General features: G+C 43.3%; 22 protein-coding genes and 1 other annotated feature. All 22 genes read right to left on the reverse strand.

Annotated features, from left to right (window positions below; all coding sequences use genetic code 11):
- Window positions 1-16: 16 nt before the first annotated feature.
- Complete coding sequence (pyrE, locus tag OTG27_RS08620) at window positions 17-652, reverse strand: orotate phosphoribosyltransferase (protein ID WP_268936716.1); 636 nt, start codon at window positions 650-652, stop codon at window positions 17-19.
- On the reverse strand, window positions 646-1,362 hold the full coding sequence (gene pyrF, locus OTG27_RS08625) for an orotidine-5'-phosphate decarboxylase (RefSeq protein WP_054396936.1): 717 nt from the start codon (window positions 1,360-1,362) through the stop codon (window positions 646-648). Before pyrF ends, pyrE begins: the two co-directional genes overlap by 7 nt.
- On the reverse strand, window positions 1,334-2,275 hold the full coding sequence (locus tag OTG27_RS08630) for a dihydroorotate dehydrogenase (RefSeq protein ID WP_034313828.1): 942 nt from the start codon (window positions 2,273-2,275) through the stop codon (window positions 1,334-1,336). The genes pyrF and OTG27_RS08630 overlap by 29 nt, the downstream gene beginning before the upstream one ends.
- Window positions 2,272-3,051 (reverse strand): dihydroorotate dehydrogenase electron transfer subunit, encoded by a 780-nt coding sequence (locus OTG27_RS08635; RefSeq protein WP_034313832.1) that lies wholly within the window; start codon window positions 3,049-3,051, stop codon window positions 2,272-2,274. Before OTG27_RS08635 ends, OTG27_RS08630 begins: the two co-directional genes overlap by 4 nt.
- Window positions 3,048-6,254, reverse strand: coding sequence for a carbamoyl-phosphate synthase large subunit (gene carB, locus OTG27_RS08640; RefSeq protein WP_268936717.1), 3,207 nt, complete (start codon window positions 6,252-6,254; stop codon window positions 3,048-3,050). The genes OTG27_RS08635 and carB overlap by 4 nt, the downstream gene beginning before the upstream one ends.
- The gene (locus OTG27_RS08645; RefSeq protein WP_057278432.1) at window positions 6,233-7,339 is read right to left on the reverse strand and encodes a carbamoyl phosphate synthase small subunit; all 1,107 of its coding nucleotides are present in this window, start codon (window positions 7,337-7,339) and stop codon (window positions 6,233-6,235) included. Before OTG27_RS08645 ends, carB begins: the two co-directional genes overlap by 22 nt.
- On the reverse strand, window positions 7,336-8,622 hold the full coding sequence (locus tag OTG27_RS08650) for a dihydroorotase (protein ID WP_268936718.1): 1,287 nt from the start codon (window positions 8,620-8,622) through the stop codon (window positions 7,336-7,338). Before OTG27_RS08650 ends, OTG27_RS08645 begins: the two co-directional genes overlap by 4 nt.
- Window positions 8,585-9,520, reverse strand: coding sequence for an aspartate carbamoyltransferase catalytic subunit (locus OTG27_RS08655; RefSeq protein WP_098865193.1), 936 nt, complete (start codon window positions 9,518-9,520; stop codon window positions 8,585-8,587). The genes OTG27_RS08650 and OTG27_RS08655 overlap by 38 nt, the downstream gene beginning before the upstream one ends.
- A gap of 197 nt (window positions 9,521-9,717) precedes the next feature.
- Complete coding sequence (locus OTG27_RS08660; protein WP_268936719.1) at window positions 9,718-11,007, reverse strand: solute carrier family 23 protein; 1,290 nt, start codon at window positions 11,005-11,007, stop codon at window positions 9,718-9,720.
- A 177-nt stretch (window positions 11,008-11,184) separates the two neighbouring features.
- Window positions 11,185-11,766 carry a bifunctional pyr operon transcriptional regulator/uracil phosphoribosyltransferase PyrR gene (gene pyrR / locus OTG27_RS08665; RefSeq protein WP_057278480.1) on the reverse strand — a complete coding sequence of 194 codons (582 nt, stop codon included), beginning with the start codon at window positions 11,764-11,766 and terminating at the stop codon, window positions 11,185-11,187.
- Between the two features lie 157 nt (window positions 11,767-11,923).
- Window positions 11,924-12,841, reverse strand: a complete 918-nt coding sequence (locus tag OTG27_RS08670; protein ID WP_063576908.1) for an RluA family pseudouridine synthase — start codon at window positions 12,839-12,841, stop codon at window positions 11,924-11,926.
- Window positions 12,834-13,304 (reverse strand): signal peptidase II, encoded by a 471-nt coding sequence (lspA, locus tag OTG27_RS08675; RefSeq protein WP_268936720.1) that lies wholly within the window; start codon window positions 13,302-13,304, stop codon window positions 12,834-12,836. The genes OTG27_RS08670 and lspA overlap by 8 nt, the downstream gene beginning before the upstream one ends.
- Window positions 13,305-13,512: 208 nt before the next feature.
- On the reverse strand, window positions 13,513-16,281 hold the full coding sequence (ileS, locus tag OTG27_RS08680) for an isoleucine--tRNA ligase (protein ID WP_063577797.1): 2,769 nt from the start codon (window positions 16,279-16,281) through the stop codon (window positions 13,513-13,515).
- A gap of 87 nt (window positions 16,282-16,368) precedes the next feature.
- Window positions 16,369-16,611 (reverse strand) — a binding site (T-box leader).
- Window positions 16,612-16,674: 63 nt separating this feature from the next.
- Complete coding sequence (locus OTG27_RS08685; protein ID WP_034313857.1) at window positions 16,675-17,190, reverse strand: DivIVA domain-containing protein; 516 nt, start codon at window positions 17,188-17,190, stop codon at window positions 16,675-16,677.
- A gap of 85 nt (window positions 17,191-17,275) precedes the next feature.
- The gene (locus OTG27_RS08690) at window positions 17,276-18,049 is read right to left on the reverse strand and encodes a YlmH family RNA-binding protein (RefSeq protein ID WP_057278437.1); all 774 of its coding nucleotides are present in this window, start codon (window positions 18,047-18,049) and stop codon (window positions 17,276-17,278) included.
- A gap of 134 nt (window positions 18,050-18,183) precedes the next feature.
- A complete protein-coding gene (locus tag OTG27_RS08695) occupies window positions 18,184-18,450 on the reverse strand; it encodes a YggT family protein (RefSeq protein WP_034313862.1) in 267 nt (88 codons plus the stop codon).
- 6 nt (window positions 18,451-18,456) lie between these two features.
- Window positions 18,457-18,921, reverse strand: coding sequence for a cell division protein SepF (locus OTG27_RS08700; protein WP_057278438.1), 465 nt, complete (start codon window positions 18,919-18,921; stop codon window positions 18,457-18,459).
- Between the two features lie 21 nt (window positions 18,922-18,942).
- A complete protein-coding gene (locus tag OTG27_RS08705; protein WP_098184672.1) occupies window positions 18,943-19,614 on the reverse strand; it encodes a YggS family pyridoxal phosphate-dependent enzyme in 672 nt (223 codons plus the stop codon).
- 2 nt (window positions 19,615-19,616) lie between these two features.
- Window positions 19,617-20,444, reverse strand: a complete 828-nt coding sequence (gene pgeF, locus OTG27_RS08710; RefSeq protein WP_057278440.1) for a peptidoglycan editing factor PgeF — start codon at window positions 20,442-20,444, stop codon at window positions 19,617-19,619.
- 55 nt (window positions 20,445-20,499) lie between these two features.
- Window positions 20,500-20,769 (reverse strand): YlmC/YmxH family sporulation protein, encoded by a 270-nt coding sequence (locus tag OTG27_RS08715; protein ID WP_034313870.1) that lies wholly within the window; start codon window positions 20,767-20,769, stop codon window positions 20,500-20,502.
- A gap of 228 nt (window positions 20,770-20,997) precedes the next feature.
- The gene (gene sigG / locus OTG27_RS08720; protein WP_034313871.1) at window positions 20,998-21,777 is read right to left on the reverse strand and encodes an RNA polymerase sporulation sigma factor SigG; all 780 of its coding nucleotides are present in this window, start codon (window positions 21,775-21,777) and stop codon (window positions 20,998-21,000) included.
- A gap of 150 nt (window positions 21,778-21,927) precedes the next feature.
- A complete protein-coding gene (sigE, locus tag OTG27_RS08725; protein ID WP_034313874.1) occupies window positions 21,928-22,647 on the reverse strand; it encodes an RNA polymerase sporulation sigma factor SigE in 720 nt (239 codons plus the stop codon).
- Window positions 22,648-22,678 lie beyond the last annotated feature (31 nt).

The raw sequence follows: 22,678 nt of genomic DNA on the forward strand, positions 1-22,678 counted from the left end.
TGGGCCCCCTCTATTTTCATGCCGAAATCCAAGCTGTATCAGCCGGATTCTCCCGCCATTTTTTTAGCTTTTCCAATTCTTCTGCCGTGATGTACCCTTTATCATTAGCGACTTTTATCAAAGTAGAGTAGTCACTCAACGAATGGTTAATAATGCCCTCTGCTTCGAATTTTTCTTTTCCCTTTTCCAATTCGTAAGTAAAGATCGAAACGACTCCTAGAACATCACATCCAGCCTCTTTCAGCGCGTTAACAGCAGTAATCACACTTCCGCCGGTTGAAATCAAGTCTTCTACAACGACCACTTTTTGTCCTTGAACTGCGCGGCCTTCGATTTGATTGCCCTTACCGTGCTCCTTGGCTTTGGATCGAACATAGCACATCGGTGCATTTAATTTTTCACTCACCCAAGCTGCATGCGGAATGCCGGCAGTTGCTGTGCCTGCAATCAGTTCAGCCTCAGGGAAATGCTGTTCAATCAAACCTTTCAATCCTTCCGCTATTTCATTGCGAACCTCTGGGTATGAAAGGGTCAAGCGATTATCACAATAAATGGGTGATTTAATTCCAGATGCCCAAGTAAAGGGGTCATTCGGCTGTAGGTACACTGCTTTTATTTCCAATAGATGTTCCGCTATCTTATTATTTAACATGATATTCCCTCCCAAGCTGCTTTCATATCCAAATACGCCCTTAATGGATCTGCCGCCCCCGTTATGGCTCTCCCTACAACGATGGCATCCGCTCCAAAATCCCTAGCTTGTTCAGGCGTGGCAATTCTCTTTTGATCATGCGTCTGTCCACCTGCACTTCGGATTCCAGGTGTGACGGTCAAGAATTCATGACCGATGCGTTCATGTATGTTCTTTACTTCATGGGTAGAACAGACGACGCCATCCAATCCTGCCTGTCTAGTAAGTTTTGCATAATGGAGGACCGAATCTTCCAGAGACCCGGCAATGTTTTGCTCAGCATTCATTTGTTCTTGTGACGTACTCGTCAGTTGGGTAACCCCAATGCATAATGGACGTTTTTTACCAGCGGACGTACCCTTATCCAGACCTTCCATGGCTGCTTCCATCATCTTTTGTCCACCTGCCGCATGTACATTGACCATGTCAGCTCCTAAAGCTGCCAATCCGGTCATGGCCATTTTAACGGTATTTGGAATATCATGAAGCTTCAAGTCCAAAAACACATCGTGGCCTTGCTCCTTTACGAAAGAAACGATTGATGGACCATTCTGATAAAATAATTCCATCCCCACTTTTACAGCCAGTTTTTCCGAATGGAACTGTTTTAGGAATGTCTCCGTTTGAAGGAGGTCAGGGAAATCAAGAGCGATTATTAGTGACTGTTTCATTTTGCTTCCAGCTCCTTCCGGTACATTCTGAAATATGGTCAAATCCCAGCTCATCCAACAATTTCGGTAATTCTTCGATGATGGTCGGGCATACAAAGGGATCCACGAAGTTCGCGGTTCCCACTGCAACAGCACTGGCACCCGCATAGAAAAATTCAATGACGTCTTCCGCAGTAGCGATGCCGCCCATTCCGATTATTGGAATAGAAACTTGCTGGCTAACCTCATAAATCATCCGGAGCGCTACAGGTTTTATTGCAGGACCAGATAATCCACCCGTTCTGTTAGAAAGGATCGGTTTGCCCGTTTTTAAATCCAGTCGCATGCCGACTAATGTATTTATCATTGTCAACCCGTCGGCCCCGCCATCTTCAACTGCTTTGGCCATATCCACAATATTACTGACATTCGGTGAAAGCTTCACATAGACTGGGACGGAAGATACTTCCTTTACCGCCTTGGTTACCTCTTTGGCAACTTCCGGTACCGTACCGAAAGCTATGCCTCCTTCTTTTACATTCGGACAAGAGATATTCAATTCAAGTGCTTTCACATTCCCCGCCTTGCTTATTTCACTGGCAACTTTTACATAGTCTTCTATTTGCGAACCTGCAACGTTGGCAATGATGGGAACATCATACCTGCTTAGCCAGGCCAGCTCTTCACTGATGACCTTTTCCAAGCCTGGATTCTGCAGACCGATGGCGTTCAGCATTCCCGAAGAGGTTTCCGCAACACGCGGAGTCGGGTTGCCGAACCTCGGCTCAGGGGTGGTCGCTTTGATCATGATCGCCCCAAGAATATCCAAGTCAAAAAATTGACTGTATTCACGGCCGAATCCAAAGCACCCAGATGCTGGCATGACCGGGTTTTTCAAGTGTAATCCTGGTAATTCAACTGAAAGCCTGCTCATAATACCACCTCTCCTGCCCGGAATACGGGTCCATCGCTGCAAACCTTTTTATAACTGAAACCAGTTGGGTCATCCCCTGTATGACACACGCAAGCAAAGCATGCACCGATGCCGCATCCCATCCTTTCCTCAAGGGACAGGAAAAGCTTTTTCTCACGATAGCCCGATTCCAAGGCTCTTAACATTGGTGTAGGCCCGCATGAAAAGATCGTTGCAAACTCTTGCTCCAGATTGTCTATTACCGTCGTAACAAATCCTTTTGTCCCGTATGAACCATCCACCGTGGCAATATAAGTATCACCTAATTCACTGAATTCTTTTTCGTAAAAGATGGCTGACTTGGTCTGGAAGCCCAATACATGGATTACCGTTACACCTTTCGCAACCAACATTTGTGATAATTGATACAGGGGCGGGACACCAATCCCGCCTCCAACCAATAATGCCGTTTCACCCTGTTTAGCCTCATGAACGGGAAATCCGTTGCCAAGGGGTCCAAGGATATCGACCGCTTCCGCCTCTTTACGCTGCGATAACAGTGTCGTTCCTTTACCTTCAGCCCTGTATATCATCGTGAACTGTTTTTCACTCCTGTTGTAAGAAGAAATCGAAATCGGGCGTCTTAACAATGGCTCAGTGCCTTCTGTTGTCTTGACTTGGACAAACTGGCCTGGTTGATTCATCTCTGAAACCAATTCACCTTGCAGGGTAAGTTCAAAGATGGACGGGGCCAGTTCCTTATGATTTAACACCTTCATTCTTTCCTTCTTGATCATATATAGCTCACCTCACGACTTTTTTCCGTTTTTCCCATTGCTTCTGCCGAGAAGGTCATGGATTCTATCACTCTTAAGATGGCTTCTGCCGTATCAAGTGATGTTAGGCATGTCACTCCATTTTCAACCGATTCACGTCGGATTCTGAAACCATCCCGTGCCGGCTGCTTACCTTTTGTCAAAGTATTTATAACAAATTGCGCTTCCCCGTTCCGGATGACATCCAGCAGGTTTGTACCTTCTTCGCCAATTTTTCCGACAATCGCAGTCGGAATCCCTGATTGCTCCAATAGGGCAGCAGTTCCGCTGGTGGCTATCAGCTTGAAGCCGATATTATGGAAACGCCTTGCTAAAAGCAGCGCTTCCTGCTTATCTTTATCCGATATCGTCAATAACACCGAACCATGCCCCTTGATCTTGAAACCGGAAGCGACCAGCCCTTTATATAAAGCTTTTTCAAGGGTGGTATCTTTCCCCATTACTTCACCAGTCGATTTCATTTCAGGTCCGAGTGAAATGTCCACACCTCTTAATTTCGCAAATGAGAAGACCGGCACTTTCACATAGACCCCCGTTTGTTCTGGCACTAACCCCGATTTGTAACCTTGGCTTTCAAGTGTGTGGCCCAAGATGACCTTCGTGGCTAAGTTAGCCATCGGCACATTCGTAATTTTACTTAAGAATGGAACAGTTCGGCTGGAACGTGGATTTACTTCAATCACATACACTTCTTCATTGCTGATGACATATTGGATGTTCAAGAGACCGATTATATTCAAGCCTTTTGCCAACCGGGTCGTATAATCAATGATTACTTCTTTTTGTTTTTCCGTTAAGTTTTGTGGCGGATAGACTGCAATCGAGTCACCTGAATGGACGCCGGCGCGCTCAATATGCTCCATGATCCCAGGGATAACGACCGTTTCGCCATCGGAAATACCATCCACTTCGATTTCCTTACCTGTTAAGTAGCGGTCTATCAGGACAGGGTGATCCGGATTAATTTTCACGGCATTTTTCATGTAATGCAGCAATTCTTCTTGTTTATAGACGATTTCCATCGCTCTTCCTCCGAGGACATACGATGGCCTTACTAAAACCGGGTACCCGATATCTTCGGCGATGACGATCGCTTCATCAACCGATGTTGCAGTTTTACCCTTTGGCTGAGGAATGCCTAAATCCTGAAGTGCTTTTTCGAATTTATTGCGATTTTCCGCCCTATCCAGGTCTTCAAGTGAAGTACCTAGGATTTTCACTCCTCTTTCAACCAGACCATCTGCAAGGTTGATTGCTGTCTGTCCGCCAAACTGGACGATGACCCCTTCCGGTTTTTCCAAATCGATGACATGCATGACATCTTCAATAGTCAATGGTTCGAAATAAAGTTTGTCGGAGATACTGAAATCCGTCGAAACTGTTTCGGGATTGTTGTTGATGATGATCGCTTCATATCCCGCTTCCTTAATGGCCCATACCGAGTGTACGGTCGCATAATCAAACTCTACTCCTTGCCCGATCCGAATTGGGCCTGATCCCAGAACAATGACACTTTTCTTGTCAGTGACGATGGATTCATTCTCATCTTCGTATGTCCCATAAAAATACGGAGTTTCCGATTCGAATTCGGCAGCACATGTATCAACCATTTTGTAAACAGGGATGATTCCTTGCTGTTTCCGGTATTCATAGACATCAATTTCGGGAACTTCCCATATTTCCGCGATCGTTTTGTCAGAAAACCCTAGTTCTTTAGCCTTTTGCAATACTTCACAATCAAAAGAATGTTCTTTAAGCTGCTTTTCAAAGTCGATTATCTTTTTCAACTTATGCAAGAAGAATAAATCGATCTGGCTCCATTCGTGGATGGTTTCGATCGTTTTTCCCCTTCTTAACGCTTCGCCGATATAGAATAACCGTTCATCTCCGGCTTTTCTGATCCGTTTCTCTATCTTTCCATCCTCAAACTCGTCATTCAAATTAAGATGGAATATACCCGCTTCAAGGGAACGGACAGCTTTTAAGATTGATTCCTCGAATGTACGGCCGATTGCCATGACTTCTCCGGTCGCTTTCATTTGGGTACCGAGCCTACGGTTGGCGCTTTCGAACTTATCGAAAGGCCAGCGCGGAATTTTCGTAACGACATAGTCCAGTGCCGGTTCAAAGCTGGCATAGGTTTTGCCAGTGACAGGGTTCATCATTTCATCGAGCGTCAAACCAACGGCTATCTTTGCTGCTAGCTTTGCAATTGGATAACCAGTCGCTTTTGAAGCAAGTGCCGAAGAACGGCTGACCCTTGGGTTCACTTCAATGACATAATATTGATAGCTGTTTGGATCTAGCGCAAGCTGAACATTACATCCACCTTCAATTTTCAAGGCGCGGATAATCTTCAAAGACGTATTTCGAAGCATTTGATACTCTCTGTCACTTAATGTTTGGCTTGGTGCCGCAACGATTGAATCGCCTGTATGGACACCGACAGGATCGAAGTTTTCCATATTACAAACGACTATTGCATTATCATTGGAATCACGCATCACTTCATATTCCACTTCTTTGAAACCGGCAATGCTCTTCTCAAGCAGACATTGGTGAACCGGGCTGCTTTTCAGGCCACCCTCAACGATCTCGATAAGCTGCTCTTCGTTATCACAAATCCCACCGCCTGTTCCGCCAAGCGTGAAGGCTGGACGAACAATGACCGGGTAGCCGACTCGTTCAACGAATGTATAAGCTTCTTCCAGGTTATGAATAATGTCGCTGTCAGGCACTGGTTCCCCAAGATCGTTCATTAGCGTACGGAAAAGGTCACGGTCTTCCGCTTGTTGTATAGCCGAAAGTTTGGTCCCAAGAATTTGGACATTGCATTCTTCCAGGATTCCTGATTCGGCAAGCTCAACTGCCATGTTCAAGCCAGTCTGTCCGCCCAAGGTAGGTAACAGTGCATCCGGGCGCTCTTTACGAATGATTTTGCTGACAAATTCCAATGTGATCGGTTCGATATAAACCGCGTCAGCCATTTCAGTGTCTGTCATGATTGTCGCAGGGTTAGAGTTAATCAGGATCACTCGGTAGCCTTCTTCTTTTAAGGCTATACACGCTTGGGTTCCTGCATAATCGAACTCGGCGGCCTGTCCGATGACGATCGGACCGGAACCAATTACTAGGATGCTTTTTATATCATTGCGTTTTGGCATGTTTTTTCCCCCTTGTTGGTTGCAGCTTCAATCATTTGTAAGAATTCATTGAATAAGTAGTTGGCATCTTCAGGACCTGGTGATGCTTCCGGGTGATATTGTACGGTGAAAGCCGGATACTTTTTATGGCGCAGGCCTTCAATCGTATCGTCATTCAATGCTGTATGTGTCACAATAAGATCTGTACTTTCAATGGAAAGCTCTTCAACTGTATATCCATGATTTTGAGATGTGATGGATACCTTTCCGGTACGAAGGTCCCTGACCGGATGATTCGAACCTCGATGGCCGAATTTTAATTTTGCCGTATCCGCCCCGTTTGCAAGTGCGAATAATTGATGTCCTAAACAGATTCCGAATAACGGTACTTGCGTTTGGATTGTACGGATCATTTCGAGCGTCTCAAGAACACTTTTCGGATCTCCAGGGCCGTTTGAAAGCATTACGCCATCCGGATGGTATTGCATCACTTCTTCGGCCGTGACGTTATAAGGCACAACCACGACATCACAGCCGCGCTTCGTCAACTCACGTAAAATCCCATGCTTCATGCCGTAGTCTACAAGAACGACCCGCGGGCCTCTGCCCGGGCTGGAATAAGGTGCTTTTGTTGAAACCTGTTTTACCTGATTAGAAGGAATCACCGTTGCCTTCAATTGGGAAACCACTTCATTTGCATCTTTATTGATATTGCAAAGCGCCCCTTTCAGTGCACCTGATTTCCTGATGATTCTTGTCAGCTTTCTCGTATCGATTCCGCTTATTCCAGGTATGTTCTTCATTTTCAGATATTCATCTAGTGATAGTTGGTTTCGCCAGTTGGAAGGAAGTTCTGCTGTTTCCTTAACGACGAATCCTGCTATCGCTGGATTGATGGATTCAAAGTCATCGCGGTTTATCCCGTAGTTCCCGATTAATGGATACGTAAGTGTAACGATTTGACCGCAATACGATGGATCGGATAGAATCTCTTGGTAACCCGTCATTCCTGTGTTAAAAACGACTTCACCTATTTTTTCTACGTCCCCTCCGAATGCTTCCCCAAGGAATACTGTCCCATCTTCTAAAATTAGCTGTCTTTTCATCCTTGAACACGTCCTTTTTCCCAAGCTATTTTTCCTTCTGCAATCGTCATGACTGGCCAGCCATAACATTTCTTTTCATTAAAAGGTGTATTTTTCCCTTTTGAAGCAAACTCTTCAGCATTGATTTCTTTTTCCGTTTCCAAATCGATGAGTACGATATCCGCAGTAGCACCTTCTTTTAGCTCTCCATAAGGAAGGGAGAAGCTTTCGGATGGTTTGATTGTCATGAAATCGATCAATTGCTTTAATGTTATGATGCCCTTTTTAACCAATTCGGTGTAAAGCAGCGGGAAGGCCGTTTCCAATCCTACTATTCCGAAAGGAGCCAGCTGCATTCCATGCGCCTTTTCCTCTGCCGCATGCGGGGCATGGTCTGTTGCTATAAAATCGATGGTTCCGTCAAGCAATCCTTCTATCAACGCATCCCGATCTTCACGGCCCCTTAATGGCGGGTTCATTTTATAATTCGTATCAAGTCCCGGTATATCATCTTCACACAATAATAAATGATGCGGCGTAACTTCGGCGGTGACACGGATACCGGCGCGTTTGGCATCCCTTACCGTCCTTACCGATTCCTTCGTGGAAATATGGCAAACGTGATAATGGCAGTCCGCCGCTTCGGCAAGAAGGATATCCCGGGCGATATGTACAGCTTCACATACCGACGGAATCCCATTGATTCCCTGTTCTTTTGAGAATCTTCCTTCATGGACGGAGCCTTTATTGATTAAGCTATTGTCTTCACAATGAGCAACAATGGCCATATCTTGAGCGGCTGCCCGTTTCATCGCTTCCAGCATCATCCCGGCTTCTTGAATTCCTACGCCATCGTCCGTAAAGGCGAAAGCACCCGTTTGTTTTAGTGAAGCAAAGTCGGTCAGCTCCTTGCCAGCTTCCCTAATCGTGATGGATGCATATGGGAGTACCCTGACATGAGCCGTTTCTTCAATTTTCCTGTTAAGCGCTTCTAGGTTCTCCACTGTATCAGGAACTGGCCTTGTATTAGGCATCGCCGCTACCGTAGTGAAACCGCCTCTTGCCGCTGCAAGCGTCCCGCTTGCGATTGTTTCCTTATGTTCGCCGCCCGGTTCGCGTAAATGGACATGCAGGTCAACAAGCCCGGGTGTAATCAGTAATCCTCCAGCGTCAACTACGTTACAATTTTCCGTCTCCAAGTTCTCGCCGATCTTTGTGATGACCTTGCCTTCTATCTCAATGTCCGCTTTTTTGAATGAATTTTGATTATCTAGCAATACTCCATTTTTGATTACTGTTTTCATGGATGTTTCCCCCTTCGGTTTGTTCAAGCACATTTTTTAATACGGCCATTCTAATGAATACTCCATTTTCCATTTGTTTAAAAATTCTCGAGCGGCTGCATTCGACTAAATCACTGTCTATTTCAACACCGCGGTTTATTGGTGCAGGATGCATGATGATCGCATCCGGTTTCATATTTTTTTCACGTTGTTTGGTCAGGCCGAATTTTTCCAGGTAATCTCCATTTGCCTGATCGTATTTATCAATATGCCTTTCATGCTGTATTCTAAGCAGCATGACCACATCCGATGTAGCTACCGCATGATCGATGTCTTCATACCTTCCTAAACTGTTTGATCTGTCAAACCATTCAGGCGGGCCCGAAAATACGACATTCGCTCCTAAACGAGTCAGTGCTTCTGCATTCGATTTTGCAACCCGACTATGCCTTACATCACCGATTATCGCAATCTTAAGACCTTTGAAACTTTTAAACTCTTGTTTAATCGTCAATAAGTCCAGTAATGATTGGGTTGGGTGATTTCCGCAGCCATCCCCTGCATTGATTATTGGAATTCCGATCTTCTCATTCAATTCGTCAAAATAATTATCCTGTTCATGACGGATGATCAAGGCATTTACACCTATCGCTTCTAACGTTTTAACTGTGTCATATAAGGTTTCGCCTTTTAACACGGATGATGTACCCGCATCAAAAGGAATGACCTCAAGTCCCAATTTTCTTTCAGCCATTTCAAAGCTTGATTTTGTACGTGTACTTGGTTCAAAGAAGAGATTGGCAACTGTGGTCAGCTGCTTTGGAATCCAGCTGGCTCCGTTGGCAAAACACTCTGCCTCATGTAAAATCCCTTCAATTTCACTTATTGTCAATTCATTCATGGTCAATAATTTTTTCATCGATCCTGCTCCTCTCACATTTGTGATGCGGGGCATAAAAAACACCCCGCCATTAAGGACAGGGTGTAGGTCATAAAGATTGTGAGGACACGGATTGGTTTACACTTTTCCCCGTTCTCATTCATCTTTACAGCAACACCCTTTTAAGCCTCTCTGGACTTCTTTTAAAAGGTGATCTATTGTTTTGATGCAATATCTTATTTTCCAAATATATCTCCGGATATTTTTTCCCGGTCAGGAAGAATCAAGTTAAGAAGGATTCCGACGATGGCTGAAAGTGCCATTCCGGAAAGCGATACCGTTTCCGATAGTTGTACGAACGCTCCTCCGATTCCTAACACCAGGATGACTGAAGCTATCATCAAGTTTCTTTTTTTGTCAAAGTCTACCTTATTATCAATCAGCATCCTCAATCCACTTGAGGCGATGATACCGAAGAGCAAGATGGAAATGCCGCCCATCACAGCTGTAGGTATCGAGCTGATGACTGCTGAAATCTTACCGTTAAAGCCAAAGATGATTGCAGACAATGCTGCCCCTCCGATGATATAGACACTGTACGCCTTCGTCATGGTCAGGACCCCAATATTTTCACCATACGAAGTCAGCGGCGGCCCACCGATGAAGGACCCAATCATGATTCCTGCGCCGTCTCCTAAAATCGAGCGATGCAAACCTGGCTTTTCCAAAAAGTTTCTGCCGACTACTTTGCTCAGTACCATCTGATGTCCGATATGTTCTGATAAAGTTACGATGGCAACCGGTACTATGATGGCAATGACTTCCCATGAGAAGGTAGGTGTATATGTTACATACGGAAACATGAATTCAGGCATTTCCCACCATTTTGCTGCCTTGATCGGTTCATAATCTATTATTCCTGCTACAGCCGAACAGCCGTAGCCCACTATGATTCCCATTAAAATGGGGATCAAGTTAATGAATCCCTTAAAGAACACGTTGCAGATGATGGTTACCGCTAAAGTGATCAGCGCTATAATTATATAAGTGACGCTGTATTTATCTTGCGGATCATACATTGCCATGTCCACTGCCGTTCCGGCAAGGCTTAATCCGATTACGATAATCACCGGTCCCACCACAACCGGAGGAAGTATATTCATTAACCAGCGCAAACCGACTTTCTGGATGATCAAAGCTACAATCCCATATATGAACCCTGCCGCAAAACAACCGATCATGGCCGCTTCCGGACCTCCCAAAGCCTTAGCCGCGATGATTGGCGTAATGAAAGCGAAAGATGAACCGAGATAAGCTGGTATCTGACCTTTCGTTATCAGTAAGTATGAAAGTGTTCCCAACCCGCTTGATACCAGTGCTACCGCAGGGCTTAAACCTACCAGGAATGGCACCAGCACCGTTGCACCGAACATGGCGAACAAATGCTGGATGCTTAACGTAATCCACTGTCCAGCCTTTGGCACGTCCTCGACATCCAGTACGATGTCCCTTTTCGTTTCTTCCATTTCCGTATCCCCCTCATGAAAATTCCATCAAAACTGTAAAAACCCTCTTTGCTATATACAAAGAGGGTTTCTCAGAAGGTAAATGCCTATACATAGGGCACAGCTCTTCCGATTGACTCCCCTTTGCCAGCCTCTCTGGACTGTCTTTAAAAGGGTAATATGAAATTTTCATGGTGTTTAGTTTTCTAATATAGTAACTTGATCTACTTGATCTACTTCTGTTAAAGTAACTGTAATTTTTTCAGATTGTGAAGTCGGAACGTTTTTACCGACGAAATCCGCGCGAATCGGCAATTCCCTATGTCCCCTATCCACTAATACGGCAAGCTGGATCTGCGAAGGTCTTCCCAAATCCACCAGAGCATCCATTGCGGCTCTAACGGTTCTGCCTGTGAAAAGAACATCATCCACTAAAATCACTTTCTTGTCAGTGATATTGACCGGAATGTCAGAGCCTTTTACGATGGGTTCCCCATCATTGCTCTTTTTCGAAAGGTCGTCGCGATAAAGCGTAATATCCAGTTCACCCAGCTCTATTTCCTTGCCTTCTATTTGATTGATGCGCTTCGCAAGTCGGTCAGCGAGGAAAATCCCGCGTGTACGTATCCCGATTAAGACGCAATCCTCAATCCCCTTATTTTTCTCAATGATTTCATGGGCAATCCTCGTCAAGGCTCTGCTAATGGCCTGCTCATCAAGTACTATGGCTTTCTCATTCAACACGTCGGCCACCCCGATTCTTTTTTCTGATAAGTCCATTTCAACAAAAAAATCCTCATGCCAAGAAGGCATGAGGATTTTACCGCGGTGGGCATAATTATCCCACTTTGCGTATCCGTTTCCTTCTCAGTCTCTCTGAACTGTGTTAAAGGTTCTTATTAAGTTGTTATTATAATATATCAAAAAAGTGAATGTGTCAATCCTTACTTCTACGTAATTGATTAATTAGATTTTCAAACTCCTCCGGAATCGGAGCTTCGAATTCCATATACTCATTAGTACGTGGATGAATGAAACCTAGAAGACCGGCGTGCAACGCTTGTCCATCCAATTTCAGGGTCTTTTTCGGACCATATTTCGGATCTCCCGCCAGTGGGAAGCCAATGTATTTCATATGAACACGGATTTGATGTGTCCTTCCCGTTTCAAGCTGGCATTCCACCAAAGTGAAATCTTTGAAGCGTTCGATGACACGGAAATGCGTGACGGCATTTTTGGCATTCGAATCTGTGACAGTCATGCTTTGGCGATCTTTTTTATCGCGGCCGATCGGTGCATCGATCGTTCCGAAATCATGAGGGATCACACCATGAACTACAGCTTGATACTTACGGGTAACCGTTTTGTCAACGAGCTGCTGTACCAGTTTCTCATGTGCCATATCATTTTTGGCAACCATCAATAGACCTGATGTATCTTTGTCGATCCGATGGACGATTCCAGGACGCATGACACCGTTGATTCCAGAAAGATCCTTGCAGTGAGCCATCAATCCATTTACAAGCGTGCCAGATACATGTCCCGGTGCCGGATGGACGACCATACCGCTCGGTTTATTAACCACGAGTACATCTGCATCTTCATAATAGATATCCAAATCCATTTCCTCTGCTACCGCATCCAATACCTCAAGTTCTGGAATCGTCACTTCGATTGTATCGCCAGGAACAGCTTTGTAATTCGTTTTAATAACCGCGCCATTTACCAAAACATGATCTTCCTTGATCCATTGCTGGACCTGAGTGCGAGACCATTCCTCATTCAAAGTGGAAAGGGCCTTATCAATCCTAACTCCTTTTAGTGTTTCATCGATGCTGTATAACCTTTTATCCATTATCTTTCTCCTTAGCGTTTTTTTCTTCTAAAAACATATGAATCATGAGCAGTCCGACACCAATTGAAAGCGCAGCATCAGCAACATTAAATACCGGGAAACTGTAGCTGAAAATATAGGTATGAACGAAATCCACTACTTCCTGACGAGCAACACGATCGATGAAATTACCAATCGCACCGCCTAGCATGAGACCAAGTGCAACTCCAAGTAAAATGCTTTCCTTCGCCATTTTCTGAATATAATAGACAAGTCCAATGATGACAGCGATGGTGATGATGTAGAAAAACCACATTTGACCTTGTAGAATTCCCCATGCTGCCCCACGATTACGATGCGAGGTGATATATAGAAGGTTTTCAATAATTTCAATGCTTTCTCCGTACTCCATTTTTTTCACAATCATCCATTTTGTCAGCTGATCGAGAGCTATGACCAAAAGGGCAATCAAATAATAAAACACATTTTTTCCCCCAAACTAATCAAATCTTCACTTTTGAATTGTAGCATAAACTAGAAATAATGACTAATCCGAAAAACAGAAGTCCGCTAACTGCTCCTTAAGAATATCGGGAAGATTGGATAAAGGCAAAATTCTACGATTGGGGTTTTAGCTTTCATTCACACAAAAAAGCCGGCCCTTCATATAGGGACCGGCATTTTTGCAGGAATTATTGATTCACGTAATGTTCTTTCACAACTGTAGCACAACGCGGGCAAAGTGTTGGATGATCCTCCACTTGACCTACTTCCTTCGAAACATTCCAGCAACGTTCACACGTTTCACCTTCCGCTTTTGTAACAAGGATCGCTATATCCTCAAGTTTAACCGCTTCAGCTGGGGCACTTGCCACATCTCCAGCGATTTCAAATTCGGATACGATGAATAGCTGTTCAAAGCTTTCCTTGATGCCATCAAGCAGATTTTTCGTTTCTTCATTAACATATACCGTCACTTTAGCATTCAGTGATTTTCCGATGACCTTTTGATTCCGGGCTTCTTCCAATGCTTTCAGAACATTATCCCGGACATCCATGAACGCCGTCCATTTTGCTTCAATGACTTCAGCATCTTCAATGGAAATTTCTTCAGGCATCAATGTCAACTGTACGCTTTCTTCCGTTACACCCGGAATGAACGCCCATACTTCATCAGCTGTATGAGAGAGGATCGGTGATACCAATTTGGTCAAGCTGACCAATGATTCGTAAAGGACCGTTTGAATGGCCATACGCTCTTTCCCATTTGGTGCTTCACAATAAAGAATGTCTTTTGCATAATCAAGGTAGAACGAACTTAAATCCTGTGTACAGAAATTATTGACCATATTATAAATGGTAGCAAACTCATAATTTTCATAACTTAACTTCGACTGTTTGATCAGCTTATTTAATTTAACCAGCATGAATCGATCGACTTCAGGCAATTCTTGAACAGCCACTTTATCGGTTTTAGGATTGAATCCATCCAAATTCCCTAACAGGAAGCGGAATGTATTACGGATCTTGCGGTAAACTTCCGAAACTTGTTTTAAAATAGGATCGGAAACCCTGACATCCGATTGGTAATCCACCGAAGCTACCCAAAGGCGTAAGATATCTGCACCAAGTTGATTCATGACCTTGGATGGAAGTACGACGTTCCCAATCGACTTACTCATTTTACGGCCTTCGCCATCCAATGCGAACCCGTGGCTAAGTACACCTTTATATGGTGCTTTGCCTGTAACGGCAACGCTTGTTGAAAGTGATGAGTTAAACCAGCCGCGATATTGATCGGACCCTTCTAAATAAAGGTCAGCAGGGCGTTGCAAGTCGTCTCTTTCTTCAAGTACCGCTTGATGAGAAGAACCGGAATCGAACCATACGTCCATGATATCCGTTTCTTTCGTGAAGATACCATTCGGGCTGCCTTCATGTGCATAGCCTTCAGGCAGAAGATCTTTCGCTTCACGCTCAAACCAGATGTTTGAACCGTGTTCGCGGAATAGGTTTGAAATATGGTCGATGGTTTCATCCGTAATGATCGGCTCGCCATTTTCTGCATAAAACACTGGAATTGGTACGCCCCAAGCACGTTGGCGGGAAATACACCAATCCCCACGGTCACGGACCATATTGAATAGACGCGTTTCGCCCCAAGCAGGAACCCATTTCGTTTCTTCAATCGCTTCCAGAAGTTCATTGCGGAAGTCCTTGATTGACGCGAACCATTGTGCTGTTGCACGGAAGATCGTTGGCTTCTTCGTCCGCCAGTCATGTGGATAAGAGTGTGTGATGAACGTCAAGTTCAATAACGCGCCTGCTTCAGTTAATTTTTCGGTAATCGGTTTATTCGCTTGATCATAAAATAATCCGGCAAATTCCCCTGCTTCTTCCGTCATGACCCCTTTTTCATCTACAGGACAAAGTACGTCCAAGCCATATTTTTGCCCAATGATAAAGTCGTCTTCACCATGGCCTGGCGCAGTGTGAACACAACCCGTTCCAGCTTCAGTCGTTACGTGCTCACCTAACATCACTAAAGATTCACGGTCATAAAGAGGGTGTTTGGCAACAGCACGGTCCAACTCGCTCCCTTTTACTGTTTTTTGGATGGACGGGTTTTCCCAGCCTAATGTTTCCGTAACCGATTCAAGCAGTGCCTCAGCAATTAAGAATTTTTCATTTTCGACAGCCACTACTACATAATTTAATTGCGGATGCAATGAGATACCAAGATTAGCTGGAATCGTCCATGGAGTTGTCGTCCAGATGATGATCTTGACGCCTTCATCGATCACACCTTTGCCATCTGTGACTTCAAAAGCAACATAGATCGACGCAGAGCGTTTGTCTTGATATTCAATTTCAGCTTCGGCTAGCGCCGATTCACTTGAAGGGGACCAGTAAACAGGTTTTTTCCCTTTATAAATGTAGCCTTTTTTCGCCATTTCACCGAATACCTTGATTTGCTGTGCTTCATATTCAGGCTTCAATGTGATATAAGGATTTTCCCAATCACCACGGACCCCTATTCTCTTAAACTGCTCCCGTTGATTGTCAATCTGGCCATAAGCATACTCTTCACAAAGCTTTCTGAATTCGGCAACGCTCATTTCTTTCCGTTTCACGCCTTTTTTCGTCAATGCCGTTTCGATTGGAAGCCCATGTGTATCCCAGCCAGGTACATACGGTGCTTGAAAACCGCTCATCGATTTAAATCGGACAATGAAATCCTTTAAAACCTTATTCATTGCATGGCCCATGTGGATATCGCCGTTGGCATATGGAGGTCCATCATGCAAAATGAATAAAGGACGTCCTTCCGTTTGCTCTTGCACTTTTTTATAGATGTTCATTTCTTTCCATTTTTCTTGGATTTCCGGTTCACGCTTCGGCAAATTCCCCCGCATTGGAAATTCAGTTTTAGGCATCAATAAGGTATCTTTGTATTCCATCATAAAATCCTCCATCCGTCTTTTAAAAAATTCATTCGAACCGATGACTTGATATCCGGCCAAAATAAAAAGCCCTCTCATCCCTAAAAAAGGGACGAGAAAGCTTTGCTTCCCGCGGTACCACCCTGGCTAGAAAGATTCACAAAAGTGAATCCAACCTCTCGAGCATTCGTAACGTGAATGAAACGCTTCATTTACTTACTGCAAAAGCAGGTTCAACTCAGAACTCAAGGGTGATCTTCAATTCTTCGCTTATTCCGGGCTTTCACCATCCCCGGTTCGCTAAAAATAAGTGTGTGAAGAATTTACTTTCCCTGTCATCGTCTAATTTCATAATGAATTGTATTGTTAAAAAATTATATGCGAAAAAAGTGTTCAAAGTCAAGGAATCGTTTAAATTTCCTCTTCCACTCTCTCATTTAATTCTATTTCAGTCGCATCCACTTCATAATCCAGAAGATGATCCCAATCGTCATTGTCCAGCAAATCCAGCTGTGCACCGACAAGCATTTTGAAACGTGTCCGGAATACTTTGGATTGCTTTTTCAAATCTTCAATATCCATCGCTATTTTCCTTGCTTTCACAAGTGACTCATTTACGATCCTGTCAGCATTTTTCTCTGCTTCCTTTATGATCAGTTTCGCTTCTTTTTGGGCATTGCGCCTTAATTCTTCGGCTGCTTCCTGTGCGACAATAATCGACTTGTTAAGTGTACCCTCAATTGTCGTAAAATGTCCCAAACGATCAAAAGTCTCGTTCAGTTTATCTTCAAGTTCCTTCTTCTCCCTCAAAATCAGTTCATAATCTTTAATGACCTGGTCGAGAAATTCATTTACTTCATCTTCATCATACCCTCGAAATACTTTGTTAAATTCCTTGTTATGTATATCTATCGGGGTTAAGGGCATTACGGCACCTCCAGAACGGTTTCTACTCTAGTATGTTAAAACTCTATATTCGACAATAAATTTATGATTCCTGCTTTTTCTTGAATTATTTTTGTCTGCCTAACGAGATTCTCCACTTATCCTTCTTGGTTTTCCCATCGATTGAAGCTATTTTACATCTGCCAAAACCTCTGATGGAAAGTGTGTCACCCTCACGGCATTCTTCCGAGACGTTTTCCGTTTGCTTGAAATTCACCTTTACTTTTCCTGACGTTATCAAGGACTGGGTTTTTTGACGGGACAAATTCAGGACGGCCGATAGTACACTGTCAAGCCTAAGAGAACTGACGGTGGTTACTTGCTCTTCCCATTTTTCCTTAACTTGAACGATATTCCCGATTGGAAGCCGTTTGATGGAAACGGAAGCGTTACCTATTTTCTCCAGATTTCCAGTGAGATATGAATCCATCTCTTCGGCAGCTATAAATTGAATATCCTCTTCCGTCACTATTATATCACCAAATTTTTCACGTTTTACCCCTAGTGACATCAAGGTTCCAAGTATTTGCCTATGTTCAAGCGTTACAAATTTTTTTGGATAGGAGATATCGTATAAGGAGATATTGAAATCAGATGGTTCAGGAGAGTAATAATCAGGGTAAATGAGCACACGTTTTCGCTCTACGAAATCGCTCCCGCCATTGAATTGCAGTTTCGCTTCCGGATCATTCCCTATTAGGGAAGTAAGGATTTCCTGCTGACGCGGATCAAGAAAATCAGATAGTTTCGGAGCGTAGGAATGTTTAACCTGATCAATCCAATTCATGGCCTGGTCGATAAAATCTTTTTCCTCCGGCCTGAAATGCTGATAAATACTCATGATTGAATAAATGCTCCTTAGTTATCAAATTAATGGTCGATCATCTGGAATTGATTGAATTCATTCTGCGTTGCAACTACACAGCGGAAAATGTTCCGACTGTGTAGTAATATGCATGTCAGGTTAATTGTTGATCATCCAATTAATGTCTGTAAGTAATAGATTCCATAACCGCTGGCAAAATTAAGAACCAGCAAGGCCACAAGAGGTGAAAGATCAATCATGCCAAGTGGCGGAATGAACTTTCTGAACGGTTCCAAATACGGTTCGCAAATTTTTTCCAAAAACTGACCGATTGATGTCTCCCTTGCATTGGGGAACCATGACATCAATATGTAAACGATTAATGCCATTGAATAAATTTCAATTAAATAATATAAACCCTGAAGCACTAGACCCATTAACCATTACCACCTCGCTTCTTCGTACTCCTCTTCGGCGGCGAAGCCGGTAATATTACCGGAAACATCGACGTTGTCCGGGGTACATAAGAATATATCTGTTCCGATTTTTTGGATATCCCCGCTGATTGCATAGACAGTCCCACTTAGAAAATCGATGATTCGCTTTCCTTGGTCATGCTGGATCCGTTGAAGGTTCACGACTACTGCGCGCCTGTTTTTCAAATGATCAGCTACCTCCTGGGCTTCTGCATAAGCACGCGGCTCCAATAATACTACTTTAGAAGATTTTTGTACGCTTTGCAAACTTACGATATTCTGATTGGTATTATTCCCTGCAGAAGCGGACTGCTGCTGTTTAGCTGACTTCACGACTTTTGGTTCAGCCTCCTCTTCTTCCACCACTTCTTCCCTGTACTCATACTCATCATCCAGCGCGAAATAAGATTTAAATTTTGATACGAACGACATCTATAGCGTACCTCCTTAAAATTATTCGCCTACAAGTGCTGTACCAATCCGGATCATTGTAGCGCCTTCCTCAATGGCAATCATGAAATCATTGGACATACCCATGGACAATTCAGTACAGGGGGCATGCTTCAACTCCAAAGCTTGTATTTCAGCCTGGATGCCTTTCAGTTTCCGGAAGCATTCCCGCAAAATCCGTTCATCATCGGTCAATGGAGCCATCGTCATCAATCCTGCAACATTCACCTTATCAAAAGCAGATAACCCTTTTATGAAATCAATAGTCGCCTCTGGATTCAGACCATGTTTTGATTCCTCACCAGATACATTCACCTGCACTAAACAGTTTATCGGCTCATTAGCGCGTTTTTGAATTTCTTCTGCCAAAGAAATGCGATCCAATGAATGGATATATGAAATTTTATCGATGACATTCTTAACTTTGCGTGTTTGCATGGAACCAATATAATGCCAGTTTGGCTTGTCCTTCAGCACTTCATATTTAGCCAATAGCCCTTCGTCACGGTTTTCGCCCAAATCAAGTATTCCCGCTTCCAATGCTTCATTCGCTCTCTCCACCGAAACATATTTCGTCACTGCGATCAACTTTATCGCTTCACGGTCCCTTCCACTATTTTCACATGCTATATTTATTTTTTCTTCGATGTTTTTTAAATTGTCCACTACTTTCACTGTTACTCTAAATCCTCCTTCCAACCGATAAAACTCATCAATCTGCCTGTCTTCCCGTTATCACGGCGATGTGAAAAAAACAATTCATGATCACAGCTTGTACAGTATGATGTAACGTCGATCTGACTATTTGGAATTCCTGATTTTTGAAGAATCAATGCATTAAGTTGCTTAAGATCTAACTGATATTGTCCTTCACTGATTAAATTATAGGGCTTTTCGTCAATATCTACCAGCAAATTCTGCACTAAATCCATGACATAATCATCAACTACATAGCATTTTGAACAAATCGAAGGTCCAATAACAGCAAATATCTCACTTGCTTTTATACCCTCATTCAGCCATGCCTCAACCATCTTTCGTGCAATCCCATTAACCGTGCCCTTCCAGCCAGCATGTGCCACCCCAATCATACCATGTGCCGGAGCAAGAAAGTATAAGGGCACGCAGTCTGCATAGCAAAGGGTCAATAGAACGTTTGGGTCCTTCGTATAGAATCCATCAGTCGCTTTAAAGGCTGAATCATAATCCGCAGCACCTCTCCCGCAATCGCGGCTGGTAACCTGATGGATATTCGTTTCATGTGTCTGCTCGGCCCCTATCCATTCATTAAGCGGAAACATCAGCTTATCGGCTATAATCCTGCGGTTTCCCTGGACATCACCAAGTTTATCCCCGACATGAAAACCGGTATTCAATGTTTGAAAATCACCTGTACTGACTCCACCATTTTTTGTGGTGAAGCCCGCTACGAGCTGGAGATTTTTTTGTCTCCAGCTGTCAATGAGCATATATTGGTCTTTTATTAAAACAAATGGCTCTTTCATGCTATAAACCTCTTTATTTTTAGTCTAGTGTATCATATATTTGCGCCATGCACCTTTAAAAACGTTCATCTTTCAGTTCTCCTTGAAATACCGTCTGATGTTCAACAAGTATGACATCCGCACCGATCTTTTTTATTTTGCGCCATGGAATCACAATGTCTTGTTCTCTTCCAAAAAAACCCATTAATCGGGTGCCATTTGAAACGACGATGGCCTCAATTTTCCCCGTGGCCGTATTTATTTCAAGGTCTGACATATTACCCAACTTCTTCCCATCCGCTATATTGACGATATCCTTTATTTGAAATTCTGAAATCCTGGTCACATCACTCAGCTCCTCAAAAATTCATCATAGATGAAGGTCCTATTCCTATGTATATGACAAGATGCGCTCAAGGATGAAGATTACGATAAATAAACGTCCCCGATCCACGATCCCTTCCGGAAGGGATTTTCAACAAAATAAAAAAGCCGCAATGGATAAGTAGCTATGAAGCGGGTATCGACATTTTTGCCCTGCCCGCTTCAGCTAACTTTTTCTCATGCTCAGCTTCTACTGTTGGATATTTTTATTCATTTGCTTGATTGCCGCTTTTTCCAAGCGGGAGACCTGTGCTTGTGAAATGCCGATTTCCTCGGCTACCTCCATTTGCGTCTTCCCTTGGAAAAACCGTTTGCGAAGGATCATTTTTTCCCGGTCATTCAACCGTCTCATGCCTTCATTTATAGCTATTTCATCAATCCAGGTACTATCTTTATTTTTTTCATCACTCAGTTGGTCGAGTACATAAATCGGATCCCCGCCATCATTATAAATCGGTTCAAAAAGTGAAACTGGATCTTGTATAGCATCTAGTGCAAAAACAATTTCTTCATGAGGTACTTCCAACACCTTGGCGATTTCTTCAGCTGTCGGCTCACGAAGGGTCTGGCTTATGAGCTTTTCTTTTACCTGCAAAGCTTTGTAAGCGATGTCTCTTAAAGAACGGGATACCCGAATCGGATTATTGTCACGAAGATATCTTCTGATTTCTCCAATAATCATCGGTACAGCATACGTTGAAAACTTAACATTTTGACCTAGGTCAAAGTTATCTATCGACTTCATCAACCCTATACAGCCTACCTGAAATAGATCATCTACATACTCTCCCCGATTGTTGAAGCGTTGAATGACGCTTAGAACGAGTCGAAGATTCCCGTTTACCAGTTTCTCTCTTGCTGAAATATCGCCATCTTGCAGTTCTTTAAAGAGTTTTCTCATTTCTTCATTCTTTAAAACCGGTAATTTTGATGTATCCACACCGCAGATTTCAACCTTATTACGAGACAAAATTATTCCCTCCTCACAGGAGCGCTGTACAAAAAACAGTATTTCCGCGGGAGGAAAAAATATGCACATGGCTAGAACAGAAAATCCCGATTATTTTTCAATATTACTACCGAAGTATTGATTTGATTGACATTTAAGCACTTTATTTTTTTACACCATTTTATTAAATTCTTTACGAAGCCTCTTAATAATCCGTTTTTCCAAACGCGAAATGTAAGATTGGGAAATCCCCAGCATGTCGGCAACGTCCTTTTGGGTTTTTTCTTCTCCTCCTGCAAGTCCAAAACGGAGTTCCATTATCTGTTTTTCACGTTCCGATAACTGTGTAAGTGCTTTTGTCAGCAACTTACGGTCAACGTTTGCCTCAAGGTCTTTCGTGATAATGTCATCATCCGTTCCAAGTACATCGGATAACAGTAGTTCATTTCCATCCCAATCAATATTCAGGGGTTCATCAAAAGAAACTTCAGAGCGGATTTTGTTATTTCTGCGTAAATACATCAATATTTCATTCTCGATGCATCTCGATGCATATGTAGCCAGTTTTATTTTCTTCTCTGGATTGAATGTATTCACAGCCTTGATCAAACCTATGGTACCTATGCTGATTAAATCTTCAATGTTGATGCCTGTATTTTCGAATTTCCTGGCAATATAAACAACCAGCCTTAAATTACGTTCAATCAAGATCGAGCGTGCAGCTTCATCGCCATTTGGTAATTTATTGATCAGTATTGCCTCTTCTTCCTTTGAAAGGGGCGGCGGCAGTGCCTCACTCCCTCCTATATAAAATATTTCGTCCGTTTTCAATCCGAGCTTGAACAATAGTTTGTACCAAAAGTAAGTAAGCCGAAGAATGAATTTCTTCAAAATAATTCTCCCTTCTTAATAAACGGATTAT

Source organism: Peribacillus sp. AS_2, assembly GCF_026891895.1.
GTDB classification, from domain to species: domain Bacteria; phylum Bacillota; class Bacilli; order Bacillales; family DSM-1321; genus Peribacillus; species Peribacillus frigoritolerans.

Bases quoted from the DNA above. Each gene is read 5' to 3' on its own strand.
- pyrE (WP_268936716.1), bottom strand. From the start codon at position 652: ATGTTAAATAATAAGATAGCGGAACATCTATTGGAAATAAAAGCAGTG.
- pyrF (WP_054396936.1), bottom strand. From the start codon at position 1,362: ATGAAACAGTCACTAATAATCGCTCTTGATTTCCCTGACCTCCTTCAA.
- OTG27_RS08630 (WP_034313828.1), bottom strand. From the start codon at position 2,275: ATGAGCAGGCTTTCAGTTGAATTACCAGGATTACACTTGAAAAACCCG.
- OTG27_RS08635 (WP_034313832.1), bottom strand. From the start codon at position 3,051: ATGATCAAGAAGGAAAGAATGAAGGTGTTAAATCATAAGGAACTGGCC.
- carB (WP_268936717.1), bottom strand. From the start codon at position 6,254: ATGCCAAAACGCAATGATATAAAAAGCATCCTAGTAATTGGTTCCGGT.
- OTG27_RS08645 (WP_057278432.1), bottom strand. From the start codon at position 7,339: ATGAAAAGACAGCTAATTTTAGAAGATGGGACAGTATTCCTTGGGGAA.
- OTG27_RS08650 (WP_268936718.1), bottom strand. From the start codon at position 8,622: ATGAAAACAGTAATCAAAAATGGAGTATTGCTAGATAATCAAAATTCA.
- OTG27_RS08655 (WP_098865193.1), bottom strand. From the start codon at position 9,520: ATGAAAAAATTATTGACCATGAATGAATTGACAATAAGTGAAATTGAA.
- OTG27_RS08660 (WP_268936719.1), bottom strand. From the start codon at position 11,007: ATGGAAGAAACGAAAAGGGACATCGTACTGGATGTCGAGGACGTGCCA.
- pyrR (WP_057278480.1), bottom strand. From the start codon at position 11,766: ATGGACTTATCAGAAAAAAGAATCGGGGTGGCCGACGTGTTGAATGAG.
- OTG27_RS08670 (WP_063576908.1), bottom strand. From the start codon at position 12,841: ATGGATAAAAGGTTATACAGCATCGATGAAACACTAAAAGGAGTTAGG.
- ileS (WP_063577797.1), bottom strand. From the start codon at position 16,281: ATGGAATACAAAGATACCTTATTGATGCCTAAAACTGAATTTCCAATG.
- OTG27_RS08685 (WP_034313857.1), bottom strand. From the start codon at position 17,190: ATGCCCTTAACCCCGATAGATATACATAACAAGGAATTTAACAAAGTA.
- OTG27_RS08690 (WP_057278437.1), bottom strand. From the start codon at position 18,049: ATGAGTATTTATCAGCATTTCAGGCCGGAGGAAAAAGATTTTATCGAC.
- OTG27_RS08695 (WP_034313862.1), bottom strand. From the start codon at position 18,450: ATGGGTCTAGTGCTTCAGGGTTTATATTATTTAATTGAAATTTATTCA.
- OTG27_RS08700 (WP_057278438.1), bottom strand. From the start codon at position 18,921: ATGTCGTTCGTATCAAAATTTAAATCTTATTTCGCGCTGGATGATGAG.
- pgeF (WP_057278440.1), bottom strand. From the start codon at position 20,444: ATGAAAGAGCCATTTGTTTTAATAAAAGACCAATATATGCTCATTGAC.